Raw genomic sequence first — 12,543 nt, forward strand, 5'->3', positions numbered from 1 at the left:
AGGCGGAGCGTCTCCGGCTCCGCCCCTGAATTCTGACTTCTGAATTCTTCAATCTTTCTCACATATCATTTAGGACTACTATAGTGATTTTGTCACAATTACTAATTACCAATTAGCTACTTTTAATTATCATGTAGTGCTATTTAGATTTGGCCTCCAAGTTTTCTAAACGGCTTCTCAATTCCTGGTTTTGTTGTTTGAGTTGGTCGAAATCTTCACGTAGTTGACGCAGGGTTTTTTCTGAACCAATATTCTTTTGCACCTTGGAAATTTCTTCTTCAGCATAGCGACGCACACGCCCATCGGCTGTTTGTTCAGCGAGCGATCGCAAAATACCCACTGCTTTGGGTGTTTCCATTTGTCCTAACGCTGCGGCTACGGCTATTTGGGTTAAAAAGAAGGTTTCTTTGGCTAGTTCTGCTAATTTTTCTAAAATCCTTTCCAAATTAGCCGGACTTTGACCGACAGAAATCTTTCCTAAAGCGCGAATTGTGGCTAGACGCAGAGGTTGCGGTACACCAAGTTTGGTGTATTCGATGAGCAGATTTAAAGCTGTTTCCGAAGTTTTGAATTCAGCTAAACCAGCAACTGCACCACTCCGCACGATTTCATTCCAACCCGCTTTCTCTTCTAAAACGGATTTCAGCAGCTTTAATACCTTGTCTTCTTTGGGTTTTTCTTCCAAGTTTGCCGATGCGATCGCCCCAATTACACGAGAAGCTGCTGCTTCCACATAGTAGCTAGGATCACCTTTTTGTAACACCCCTCTCACAATCTTATAGCTTTCAGCTGTTTTGATTTGAGCAAGTGCTTCCACTACAGATCGTCGCACGTAAGCATTTTTATCTTTTAAAGCAGGAACTAAGCCATCAAAGGCTTGATCTAAGTTGATTTTGGCCAGTTGTTTTGCCACTTCCACACGCACACCCCACAATGGGTCATTTTTTAGCGAAGCAGAAAGCGCAATAGTAGCTTCTAACCCGCCTTTTTTCGCCAAAGCTGTTGCTGCATAAATACGGGAAATCGGGTCAGGATCAAATTCTAACTGTGCTTTTAACTCTGATATTGGATACTCCAAAGCTATTGTTTTTAGGTAATTATTTCCAACATCAAAGCTGATAAATTGGGGCTTATTTTCTAGGGGAAAGTAGAAGCTTTGTTCACGTTCATTCACCCGGACGGTGAAAGTTTTGAGTTGTGGGTTAGGAGTTATGAGTTTGGAATTATTTTTAACTCCTAATTCCTCACTCCTCACTTCTTCTTGCGTATAGCCAAAACCAATAGGTATTTTTAAATCAAACAAATCCTTACTGCCATTTTTACCTTCAGCAGCTTGGGTTTGAGTTACTGTAATTTTTGCTAACTTAGCATCCCCATCCCAAGAATAAGCCACTTTAAAATCGGGATGACCACCACGATAAACATATTGGTCAAAGAGGAACAAAAGATTACGTCCGGTAGCTTTTTCAATCGCCCTGAGTAAGTCTACTGTTTCTACAGTTTTGTGAGCATTATCTTGGATAAATGTTTGGATAGCTTGCCAAAATAATTCATCTCCCAATTGGGCCCGAATCATGTGATAAACACAAGACCCTTTTTCGTAGATGTGGCGATCGTAAAGTTCAATCGCTTCTCGGTAAACGTGCGTTACCATCGGCCGGCGATAACGGCTACTATCTTCACTTAAGTAGCGACGAGCTTCCAATAAACGATAGTAAGCTGCTTCTTCTGGACTATATTCTTCTTCTGTCCACATCACCTCAGAATAAGAAGCCATCCCTTCTTTAATCCAAGCATGAGACCAATGCTTAATCACCACCAAATCACCAAACCACTGGTGGGCGAGTTCGTGGACGACTAAACTTTCGGTGTTGCGGTTATCTAAAACGGCGCGTTCATCCAGCAAACATCTATCTGTTAATAGAGTTGTGGAGGTGTTTTCCATGCCGCCAAAGATGAAGTCATCGACGCAAACTTGGGCGTATTTCGGAAAAGGGTATGGATAACCATATTTTTGGCTCAAAAATTCGATCATCCGGGGAGTTTTGTCCATGCTGCGTTTAGCATCTTCCTCCCGTCCCTTTTCTACGTAGTAGGTGACTGGTTTACCTTTCCACTCATCCCGAATTTCAGCAAAATCACCTACTGCTAAGGCCATCAAGTAAGTAGGATGAACTTGTTGCTGTGACCAATGGTAGATTTTATAATCACCATCTTCTGTAGTGTCAATCAATTCGCCGTTGGAAATAGCCACGAGAGGGTTGGGAACACGGACGCGAATTTCCGAAGTAGATAGTTGTCCTGGATAGTCAAAGCAGGGGAACCAAAAGCGAGAGTCTTCGTCTTCTCCCTGAGTCCAAACTTGCGTAGGCTTATTTGGGTAATGCTTGTCTGGTTGAATAAAATAGATACCGCGTTGCGGTTTTGCCACTGAATAGGCGATCGCAATTAGCAAGCGTTTACCAATTTGAGTCGCCTCAGAAAGTTGAATGGAAAGCTGTTCCCCGTCGTAGTCAAAACTTTGTGGAACCTCGTCTACCTGCACAGACTCGATATTCAGGTTTACAGCATCCAAAGTCAAACTATCAATGCCATTACGGATTGGTAAGAGGCGAATGCTACAACTGCCCTGATAGCAAAGCTTTGGAATATCCAAGCTGAGATCGAGAAAAATATGCTCTACCTGTCCGGGGCGATCGGGGTTGTACTGTGGTCTTGCTCCCGGTAACTCAAAAGGTTTGTGTCCGTTATTATCTGTATCAAAATAAGACTTCGACATTGATCCTTACTGACCTTGTAATCCTGAAAAGTCTGGCTTGGCTGGATGTTGTTAAGCAAAATAGCGGTGTGTATATTTCCCAAATTAATAGGGCATTATGGAGGTGAGAACTTCCCTTTGGGATTAGGGATTGAAATTAATCTCACTCCAACTTCCAAAGGCCGGCTGTCGAACCTGGGACTTTTTTCCATATTCCTACCGCATTTACTTTTCCTGATGTTTTGCACTTTTTTGTCACTGAGTCAAGAGTCTCTTGCCCCTCGAAAGATTCTCATTAAGTACAAATACTCCTAATTATTCTTATAACTTAGGATAGCTTGCTGCTGTTGATCAGGCTATTTTTTTTGAGATGAACAGCATATCATTTGCGGATTTGCTCATCATCCCTTTGAAGTATTTTTGAGAGTAACTATTAGACTGCTAACTTATAGGACTACTAATTTTATCAGTAAATACCGATCAAAGAGCGGAAATTATTAAGAAATCCGAAAACTCTACAATGACACTTGTATAAATCTCGGTGACAATCTGAGCAAAAGAGGATAATAAAATGCCTGAAAGTAAATCAAAGTTTCTCATTCCTGCTATTGGTGCTGCTGTAGTTGTTGTAGCAGGAAGTATAGCAACTTATACGTATTTTAAAGGCCCATCAGGAAGTAGTTCAGACGCTTTAGGTAGTGCTAAAGTAGTACCTTCAACAGCATTGATGGCAACTTATATTACTACTGACACTGAAGCTTGGGCAAAATTACAGCAGTTTGGCACTCCAGAAGCACAAAAATTAGTGGCAAAAAATCTGGAAAATTTCAATAAGCAAATGTTCCGTGACGGTAACGTTTCTTATGAAAAAGACATAAAGCCTTGGGCTGGTGGTGTCATGATTGCTGTACTACCACCAAATCCTGTGAAACCTGCACAGTTCAACGTCCCCTCTGGGGCACCTAATCTACCAACAAATTTACAGCAGGAACAGAATATCCTCATAGTGGTGGGAATCAAAGACAAGCTGAGTGCCTTGAATTTTGCTAACAAATTGAAGTCACAAAAAGGGGTGAAATTCCAGGAATCTGACTATCAAGGTCAAAAAATTGTCGAAACTACAGAAAATGGCAAGCCTACTTATAGCGTAGTTTTAAATAATAGTCACTTAGTATTAGCGCCTGAAAAACAAGCTGTAGAAAAAGCAATTGATACCTTTAAGGGACAGTCTTCTTTTGCCAGTAAAGAAGGTGCAAGCAATATTCTTAAAGGAGTGGATGTCAAAAACAGCCTTGCCCAAATTTATGTACCAGACTATGCAGGGATGGTACAGCAATTAGCAGCCGGAAATCCCCAGGTAAAGCAGTTACCTCCACAAACCTTGACACAACTAAAGCAGATAAAATCTGTGGTGGCGGGTATTGGTGTCGATGATGCAGGAGTGCGGGTAAAAGCGATCGCTAATTTAGATCCGCAACTAAATAAATTTCAGTATCAATCAAGTCCTGGGAATATAGTCGGGAAATTTCCCACTGATACCTTTGCTTTGGTTAGCGGAAATGGCATCAGCCGTGGCTGGGAAGCACTAGTAGAACAGTCAAAAGATTATCCAGAAATGAAGCAAGGTCTTGAACAGGTACGAGGACAACTGAAATTTGTCAATATAGACCTGGATAAGGATATTTTTGGCTGGATGAATGGGGAATTTGCCTTTGGTGCGATTCCATCAAATCAAGGAGTATTAGCAAGTGTTGGTTTTGGGGGTGCTTTAGTATTTGATACTAGCGATCGCAAAACTGCCGAAGCCACCTTAACAAAATTGGATACCCTCGCCAAAACCCAGCAAATTAACGTAGCTAACAGAAATATCGGTGGTAAAGATGTAACTGAATGGCAAATCCCCCGACAAGGAGCTTTATTGGCACATGGTTGGCTGGATCAAGATACCGTATTTGTAGCTGTTGGTGGCCCTGTTGCTGACGCAGTTGCCGATGGCAAGAATTCATCTCTCGACAATAGTGACGCTTTCAAAGCCGTTACTAGTTCTTTGCAAAAGCCCAACGGTGGCTATTTTTACTTAGATATGGATAAAACTAAAACTGTACCCCTGATTAATAGTTTTATCTCGTCTAACCCCGATACCATAACCATCCTGAGTTCTGTTCGTGGTATTGGTTTTACCTCTACTAGCCCTGATAAATCTACTAGTGAATTGGAGATGTTGTTAGCTCTCAAGCCTACTGCGAAGTAGGGTATTGGGCATTGGGCATTGGGCATTGGGCATTGGGCATTGGGCATGGGTTATTCTCTTGTCTCTCTTCTCCCCCTTGCTCCCTGCCCCCTGCTCCCCTTCTTCCTCATCTCCCCACTCCACTCACAAAACTTGATTATTCCGAGATTCTAATGTCTGGTTGAGCCTATCTAAAGCACCAGTCAGTCTTTCCTGAGCTGCAAGCTTAGGATCTGATAACGGAGATTGAATAGGAACATCCTCTTGTCTCTTGAATTTTTGCAAAGCGCGAATTGCTACAAATAAGATGAAAGCAATGATTAAAAAGTCAAGTATTGCGCCGAGAAACTGACCGATCGCAATCCCTGGGCCGATAGTGATTGTTCTCCAGTCTTTACCAGTCACACTGATTAAGGGGTTAATCAATGGCATAATCACATCCTCAACAAAGGCGGTGATAACCCGACTAAAAGCAGTACCGATGATGACTGCGATCGCTAAGTCAACTACACTGCCTTTGAGGGCAAATTCTTGAAAATCTCTTAAAAAGCCACTTGCACTTCTTCTTGCTCTTGCCATACTTGAGACTGAATAAGTTAGTTGTAGTCTTTTTTTATATGACATTCGCCTTTGTGCCCTCTCTGTTGAGATAGATTTTGTCCAGCAACTATGTCATAAGTAAAAAAGGCTGTTAAATGCAAATTGATTTATGACTGCTGCTGTAAACACTAATCTTGGTTTAGCTTCCCGCTTGGTAAATGGCATATTGGCAATCCAGCCTTTAGCTAACCTAGCCAAGCATCAAGCTAGACAAATGATGATTAAACGTGCCGAGAGAATTGGTGTACCTTGGACGCAAGAAGTCGAAACACTACAGGCGCGTGATTGGAAGGCTGATTTAACTCAAGTACAAAATCCTCAGCTTTCCTATCCCGATTATTACGTCACCTCATTTCATGCCTACGAAACTGGAAATCTGAGTTGGCAAGCCGCTTTTGAGGTAGAACCTGCTGCTTACGCTGTCCACGCTAAGATTTGGCAGGGCGCTGAAGAAGCGCAAGGCGATCCCATGCTGCGCCAAAGTTACCACAATATCCTGAAAAATCAAATCGCCAATGAGCCACAAGACATCTTAGATGTAGGGTGTAGTGTTGGCTTGAGTAGTTTTGCTCTACAAGAAATTTATCCCCATACCAAAATTACAGGCTTAGACTTATCTCCCTACTTTTTAGCTGTTGCTCATTACCGCGCCCAACAACGCCAAGCTAAAATAAACTGGCTTCATGCCCAAGCTGAATCTACTGGACTACCTGATGCCTCTTTTGATTTAGTTTCGATTTTCCTGATGTGCCATGAATTACCCCAGTCAGCAACCCGACAGATTTTCGCTGAAATGCGGCGTGTGCTACGTCCAGGTGGCTACTTGGCAATCATGGATATGAATCCCAAATCTGAAGTTTACCAGAAAATGCCAGCCTACATTTTGACTTTGCTCAAAAGTACTGAACCGTATTTAGACGAATATTTTGCTTTGGACATTGAGCAAGCTATTGTTGAGGCGGGTTTCCAAACTCCTACTATCACCAACAATACCCACCGTCACCGCACAGTGATTGCTCAGGTGAGTGGTTGATTTATCTATAGTATTGTGGGCAGCAATACCACCCTTGCTGCTATTAGGCTACTACTACTATCGGATACCATTTGCCCCGCCTCTGTTGAGATTGCTGATGTTCTTTATCATCGGGGCAATATGTGGTATTTTAGCCCTTAGCCTAGAATGGATTTTTGAAATTGTAGCTAACAGGTTTGTAGACTGGCATCAGATTAAGCGATCGCTTCCTGGTACAGCCTTGCGGCAGCTTGTGGAAATAGGCCCAATTGAAGAAGGCTGCAAGTTGGCTGCGGTTGTTGTCCCAACCTACTATCTGCAACGCAAGTATCGATTACTTCCCTCTACTGTTTTCCTCTTTACCATAGCCGTTGCCCTTGGATTCACTGCCGAAGAGAACTGGATTTACCTTTTTCATGGTACAGCATCAATTCCTGACCGGATTATTGGTACGCCAGTCCACGCGATGTTCTCTGCACCTTGGGGATACGCATTAGGAATCTATATTTCCTCCCACACTCGGTTAAATCGAGACAAGAAGTTCATTTTTCGGGCTTGGCTAAATTCTGTAATATGTCATGCCCTAGTGAATGTTCTATCTATTGCTTGGGGTTACTCATTACCCCTACGTTTCCTAAGTTATGGTTTATTTCCATTTCTGTTGTGGATGTTTTGGCGACTGGAACAATTACTGCGAAAAGTGCAAGGTAAACCTGTAATTACCCTAATTTCAGACCGTACAATCCAACGCCGTTATTGGCAAAGGAGTTTAGTGCTTTTTGCCCTTGTGCTGGGTGGAAATGCTATTTTTGGTCTGTTTCTCTTAGCCAGGAAAATTACTCCTTTGAGTCCGTCAAAGCTTTTTGACACTTATATTTTGTGGTTTATATTTAGTCGGTTTTTACTAAATCTCTTTTTTGGAGTTTTAGCTTGGGGCATTTATCGCTATTTGCGACATTCCGCCCGTCGTCGGTATTTTTAAAATATGATTCAGGATAAGGCTAGTACCGCAAGGCGGAATTAAAAATTAAAAATTAAAACAGCGTAAGGGTTTTGTTGATTGGAAATGGGTGGTTTATTTCCGCCGTGCTGTACTAGGGGGTTTCTGTGCAAACAACTCCAGTGGGTTAGATGACTGCTGACCTACAGCTATTTGGTGGCGATTCCCATTCCAAGACACTTCGTGAACACAGAAATCGCTATGAGATTATTGATCGAGAACTATTTGTGACCTTGAATACCAAGTTTAGGAAAAGCACCAAAAGAGCCATAATTCAGAAACGTCACAGCCGAGTCAAGCGGCAGTGACGTTTCTGATGTATAATCTAGAATCGAAAATTTAAAATCCAAAATTTATAAACTCCCCAGGCCGGATTCGAACCAGCGACCAATCGATTAACAGTCGATCGCTCTACCACTGAGCTACTGAGGACCACTCACGATTTATAATCTTAGGGCTAAAAATAGTATTTGGCAAGTACTTTCGCTAATATTTTTTTTAGATGCTTAATTTAGATAACTTTTGCAGCCAAAATCCATTCAGGAACTTAAGCAGAGACTCTTAAATACTAAATATTCACTGTAATCCCATTCGTAATTCAGACAGACGCTGCCGCGCTTTAGCATCAATCGCATTAGCTAAAAACCTACTCTTAGATTGTTTGCGCGTATGATACTTTTGTCGCATCCGGCAGACGGTAGCTTCCACTTCACCACAGAGTTGTTGTGCCGACAACCATTCAGCCCCATACCCTTGTATCATCAACTGCTGTGCCCGATCTGATGTAGCAACAATTACACGAGAAATTAAAGATTGAGCTATTTGCTGGCGAAAAGAAGCGCAGGATTTTTCAATATAAGTATCTGCTGTTTGCCCAAAATCAGTGTAATAAACAGATAAAAGCTCAGTAATAATTTCTTTATTACTAGAGGTGTTCTGATATTGGGCATCAAAAACTATCTGAGTTGTGTAACCTTGAAACGCACTATAACCGGTCATTGCTTCCACAAGTTCGCCCCGTGCGGCCTCTAATCCAACACTATCACGCGTTTTTTTAAGGCAAGGCCAAGCACCTATTATATTGTAGCCGTCCACTAACAAAACGGCTTGGAGTAAGGAACGGGGCATGGTTTTTAATCACAATTTTCTAGAGTTAACAAAATTCATTCATAAGTTTTATAATAATTGATGCATTGTCTGTAACACTATGCTACACAGAATAAAAAATACGGCAGCCTCACAAAACTCAAACCTCAGACAGACGCACAAACTTAAAACGCGCCTTTGTTTAAAAGGCGCGTTACAGTTCTTTTTTAGTAGTATTCAGGAGTGCTAAGTACAATGAATTTCACTTACTCAGCACTCAGCACTCAGCACTTAATTAGGAGGCTTCGCTGTGTACCTCCATCAGACGTTGTTTGAGGCGTTGAGCTTCACCTCTATCCACCAGAGAGCCTTTTTCTAGCAAAAAAGCACCGTCACAGTAATTTAACTCATCTAATCGATGTGTCACCCACAGGGCTGTAATACCTCGACTTTTGACAAGGCGGCGAACACCAGCAACTAAATCCAACTGGCTATCTGGATCTAGTAAGGCAGTGGGTTCATCTAATAATAAGACTTCACAGCGACGGGCGATCGCACCTGCGATCGCTACTCGCTGTTTCTGTCCTCCAGAGAGTGCATAGATAGGGCGTCGTTGGAGGGTAAGCAAATTCACCGCCCCTAGCGCCTCCTCAACCCTGGCTCTGGTAGCAGCAGGTGGCAACTTTTCTTCCACCAATCCAAAAGCCACATCAGCACCAACAGTTGGCATCACTAGTTGATGATCTGGATTTTGGAAAACAAAGCCAACGGGGTGCAAAACCCTAATTTCGCCAGATTCAGGAGCTAATAACCCCGCCAGCAGTTTCAGTAACGTAGATTTTCCGCTGCCATTTGTACCCAAGAGCATCCAAAACTCACCCTTGGGTACTTCTAAAGAGCAAGATTTGATAACTTTCTCTCCATTAGGCCAACTGAAATTTAAATCCTTGACCTCAATGCCCACTTGAGCCATTTGTCAACCTTGGTTACTCAGCGGCTACAGCGAAAAAGCCTGGTGGTCTTCCACCACCAGGGGTTGTACCATCTTTCTGAACAATCTGCACCCCAGAAATTTCACTAGCGCGGACAGCAATTTTTTTCTCTGTCTTGCCCTCGCACTTGAGTTCTACAATGTCAGGGTTCCCAGAACGGATTGCTGCCAAAATTAGCTGATAGACAGCCTCAGCATCCTCTGCTGACTTACGTTGTACTGAGATCGGGAAAGCAGTGTTTCTGATGCTTAAATCGATGGTAAACATTTAGCAATAATCAAATTTAACTGTGGACTCATTTTAGCGTCAGCTGACTGATTCTAGGGAAATGGGCATTGGGGATTGGGATTAGGGGAGAGGTAACAGGTGATAGAGAATAATCTGTTACCTGTTACCTATTCCCTTCTTGTCTCCCCACCTCAATCTCAATCAAAAATTAATTTTTATGACAAAACCCCTAGAAAAATTAACGATTTACACCTAATATGATTAAAGGTGTGTAAAAAATTGTAAACTTGGTTAACAACCTGGTTAACTTTCTGCATATAGAAGGCTTTTATTTAGCCATCTATAATACAGATACAACCTGTACTTATAAACATTTGGAGATTTGCTCTCATGACCATCGCAGTTGGACGCGCCCCCAGTAGAGGGTGGTTTGACGTTCTAGACGACTGGCTCAAGCGCGATCGCTTCGTATTCGTAGGTTGGTCAGGGATACTATTGTTCCCCTGCGCCTTCCTAGCACTAGGCGGTTGGCTGACCGGCACAACCTTCGTCACCTCTTGGTATACCCACGGGTTAGCCTCCTCTTACCTAGAAGGTGCTAACTTCCTGACAGTGGCAGTATCCACCCCCGCCGACAGCATGGGACATTCCCTATTGCTGTTGTGGGGGCCAGAAGCCCAAGGCAACCTCACCCGTTGGTTTCAATTGGGTGGTTTGTGGCCATTCGTAGCTCTGCACGGAGCCTTTGGTTTGATTGGCTTCATGTTGCGGCAATTTGAAATTGCCCGTCTGGTAGGTATCCGTCCTTATAACGCCCTCGCTTTCTCTGCTCCCATTGCAGTATTCGTCAGCGTATTTCTGATGTACCCCTTGGGACAATCTAGCTGGTTCTTTGCACCCAGCTTTGGCGTCGCGGCAATTTTCCGATTCCTACTATTCTTGCAAGGCTTCCACAACTGGACACTCAACCCCTTCCACATGATGGGCGTTGCGGGTGTATTGGGTGGTGCTCTATTGTGCGCCATTCACGGTGCCACAGTGGAAAACACCTTGTTTGAAGACGGTGATGGTGCTAACACCTTCCGCGCCTTCAATCCTACCCAGTCTGAAGAAACCTACTCAATGGTGACAGCAAACCGTTTCTGGTCACAGATTTTCGGTATTGCTTTCTCTAACAAACGCTGGTTGCACTTCTTCATGTTGTTCGTGCCAGTCACAGGTTTGTGGATGAGTGCCGTCGGCATCGTCGGTTTAGCACTCAACCTGCGGGCTTATGATTTTGTCTCCCAAGAATTACGGGCGGCGGAAGACCCTGAGTTTGAAACCTTCTATACCAAAAACATTTTGCTGAATGAGGGTATCCGCGCTTGGATGGCTCCTCAAGATCAACCCCACGAACAATTTGTATTCCCTGAGGAAGTTCTACCTCGCGGTAACGCTCTCTAAGAATAAAAAGCCGACCATAAACTGAATAAGAGTTGTGGTTGCCGAAAATTGACACCTCGCAGATTAAATAATCTTCTTGTAATAAGCCAATAAAACGTCAATTTTCCCCATTCTCCAGTAATCTCCCACCAAAAGGTGGGAGATTTTTTTCTGTATATGGTTAATATCTCTAAATTTGTATGTTATGTTAGGTGAAGGTTATGAACCCAGAGTAAATCCTCTGCCCTTTTGAAACTAAGACCGCTTAGGCAATAAGGAGGTGATGCCCATGATAGAAAGTAGTAAATGCATGGGTCATCAGGTTGCAGTTAGCCGGCTGTGTGCCGGGGCTGTTCTCTAAAAGTTAGCCTTAGTCATCTTTGAGATACTAAGTTAGCTCAAGTAGCTAGGCAAGCTCGGAGTTCCTTCCGGCAGTCTGGTTGCAACCTGAAGACCCGCTAGACCGCCCTGACTTAGATCAACCGATCTGAATCAGGGCGGATAGTTTTTTATAGGTGAATTTTGTTTTATCAATGCTTGGTTTTGAAAACTTAGATGGCGATGCTTACTGTGGGTAAAACCAATACGTTTAAGTTTTCTTAAAAAGAAAAATATCTTATATCAAACCTTGGGGACTGACTAGATGTGAGCAATGGCATCTATAAAGTCTGATTTAAATATGCACACACGCATTATGCCTTAGTCGATCCTCCAATACTTTCTGTGTGGAGAATAAAAGGGATTTACGTTTGTCAGATGCAAAATGTAACAGATATATAAGTAGGAATTTCTTGATATGGCACAATTACTCACTGAAGCGGAAATTCAAGAACAGGCAAAGGTTCTGTCAGGTTGGACTGTTGAAGACTCTAAGTTGCAGATTACCCGCACCTTCAAAGATTTTATTGAAGCAATTGAATTTGTGAATAAGTTGGTGGAGCCAGCTGAATCAGCAGGACATCATCCAGATATAGAGATTTCCTACAACAAAGTGAAGATTACACTCACAACACATGATGCAGGCGGGCTGACGCAGACAGACTTTGATGTAGCGCAGGCGATTTCCAAAATTCTCTAAGCAATTTCTTTTGACATCTAGCACCAACTGACTGAAAGTAACCGAGACGCGAACTTAGTAGATAATTAAAGGTTTGTAGTAAACGGCTCTAGCCCTATTTCCAAGGCTGGAGCCGTTTACTATGACCAATTTAA

At 42.8% G+C, this 12,543-nt stretch carries 10 protein-coding genes and 1 tRNA gene; 5 read left to right on the forward strand and 6 right to left on the reverse strand.

Annotated features, from left to right (window positions below; all coding sequences use genetic code 11):
- Positions 1–139: 139 nt before the first annotated feature.
- Positions 140–2,779, reverse strand: a complete 2,640-nt coding sequence (locus tag HUN01_RS24760; RefSeq protein ID WP_181928401.1) for a M1 family metallopeptidase — start codon at positions 2,777–2,779, stop codon at positions 140–142.
- Positions 2,780–3,329: 550 nt separating this feature from the next.
- Between HUN01_RS24760 and HUN01_RS24765 the strand changes: the two genes are divergently transcribed.
- Positions 3,330–5,009, forward strand: coding sequence for a DUF3352 domain-containing protein (locus tag HUN01_RS24765; RefSeq protein WP_181928402.1), 1,680 nt, complete (start codon positions 3,330–3,332; stop codon positions 5,007–5,009).
- 123 nt (positions 5,010–5,132) lie between these two features.
- Here HUN01_RS24765 and mscL read toward each other — a convergent pair whose 3' ends face one another.
- On the reverse strand, positions 5,133–5,612 hold the full coding sequence (gene mscL, locus HUN01_RS24770) for a large conductance mechanosensitive channel protein MscL (protein ID WP_338044494.1): 480 nt from the start codon (positions 5,610–5,612) through the stop codon (positions 5,133–5,135).
- Between the two features lie 85 nt (positions 5,613–5,697).
- On the opposite strand from mscL, the gene HUN01_RS24775 reads away from it, so the two are divergent.
- A complete protein-coding gene (locus HUN01_RS24775; RefSeq protein WP_181928403.1) occupies positions 5,698–6,621 on the forward strand; it encodes a class I SAM-dependent methyltransferase in 924 nt (307 codons plus the stop codon).
- Positions 6,614–7,582: a PrsW family intramembrane metalloprotease gene (locus tag HUN01_RS24780; protein ID WP_181928404.1), complete on the forward strand. Its 969-nt coding sequence runs from the start codon at positions 6,614–6,616 to the stop codon at positions 7,580–7,582. Before HUN01_RS24775 ends, HUN01_RS24780 begins: the two co-directional genes overlap by 8 nt.
- A 378-nt stretch (positions 7,583–7,960) precedes the next feature.
- Here the strand turns inward: HUN01_RS24780 and HUN01_RS24785 are convergent.
- From HUN01_RS24785 to HUN01_RS24800, 4 genes are all read right to left on the reverse strand, one after another.
- Positions 7,961–8,032: transfer RNA gene (locus HUN01_RS24785), tRNA-Asn, on the reverse strand.
- 144 nt (positions 8,033–8,176) lie between these two features.
- The gene (locus tag HUN01_RS24790; RefSeq protein WP_181928405.1) at positions 8,177–8,728 is read right to left on the reverse strand and encodes an NYN domain-containing protein; all 552 of its coding nucleotides are present in this window, start codon (positions 8,726–8,728) and stop codon (positions 8,177–8,179) included.
- 253 nt (positions 8,729–8,981) lie between these two features.
- Positions 8,982–9,659, reverse strand: coding sequence for an ABC transporter ATP-binding protein (locus HUN01_RS24795; protein WP_181928406.1), 678 nt, complete (start codon positions 9,657–9,659; stop codon positions 8,982–8,984).
- A 13-nt stretch (positions 9,660–9,672) separates the two neighbouring features.
- Positions 9,673–9,945 (reverse strand): UPF0367 protein family, encoded by a 273-nt coding sequence (locus tag HUN01_RS24800; RefSeq protein WP_012410874.1) that lies wholly within the window; start codon positions 9,943–9,945, stop codon positions 9,673–9,675.
- Between the two features lie 351 nt (positions 9,946–10,296).
- On the opposite strand from HUN01_RS24800, the gene psbD reads away from it, so the two are divergent.
- Both psbD and HUN01_RS24810 read left to right on the forward strand, forming a co-directional pair.
- Entirely contained in the window at positions 10,297–11,352 is a 1,056-nt protein-coding gene (gene psbD / locus HUN01_RS24805; protein WP_179066789.1) for a photosystem II D2 protein (photosystem q(a) protein), read from the forward strand.
- Positions 11,353–12,127: 775 nt separating this feature from the next.
- On the forward strand, positions 12,128–12,409 hold the full coding sequence (locus HUN01_RS24810) for a 4a-hydroxytetrahydrobiopterin dehydratase (protein WP_181928407.1): 282 nt from the start codon (positions 12,128–12,130) through the stop codon (positions 12,407–12,409).
- The last annotated feature ends 134 nt before the right edge of the window (positions 12,410–12,543 follow it).

The organism is Nostoc edaphicum CCNP1411 (genome assembly GCF_014023275.1).
GTDB lineage: Bacteria > Cyanobacteriota > Cyanobacteriia > Cyanobacteriales > Nostocaceae > Nostoc > Nostoc edaphicum_A.

What these genes read in the sequence shown, in the direction of transcription:
- HUN01_RS24760 (WP_181928401.1), bottom strand. Translation starts at nt 2,779, where the DNA reads ATGTCGAAGTCTTATTTTGATACAGATAATAACGGACACAAACCTTTT.
- HUN01_RS24765 (WP_181928402.1), top strand. Translation starts at nt 3,330, where the DNA reads ATGCCTGAAAGTAAATCAAAGTTTCTCATTCCTGCTATTGGTGCTGCT.
- mscL (WP_338044494.1), bottom strand. Translation starts at nt 5,612, where the DNA reads ATGTCATATAAAAAAAGACTACAACTAACTTATTCAGTCTCAAGTATG.
- HUN01_RS24775 (WP_181928403.1), top strand. Translation starts at nt 5,698, where the DNA reads ATGACTGCTGCTGTAAACACTAATCTTGGTTTAGCTTCCCGCTTGGTA.
- HUN01_RS24790 (WP_181928405.1), bottom strand. Translation starts at nt 8,728, where the DNA reads ATGCCCCGTTCCTTACTCCAAGCCGTTTTGTTAGTGGACGGCTACAAT.
- HUN01_RS24795 (WP_181928406.1), bottom strand. Translation starts at nt 9,659, where the DNA reads ATGGCTCAAGTGGGCATTGAGGTCAAGGATTTAAATTTCAGTTGGCCT.
- HUN01_RS24800 (WP_012410874.1), bottom strand. Translation starts at nt 9,945, where the DNA reads ATGTTTACCATCGATTTAAGCATCAGAAACACTGCTTTCCCGATCTCA.
- psbD (WP_179066789.1), top strand. Translation starts at nt 10,297, where the DNA reads ATGACCATCGCAGTTGGACGCGCCCCCAGTAGAGGGTGGTTTGACGTT.
- HUN01_RS24810 (WP_181928407.1), top strand. Translation starts at nt 12,128, where the DNA reads ATGGCACAATTACTCACTGAAGCGGAAATTCAAGAACAGGCAAAGGTT.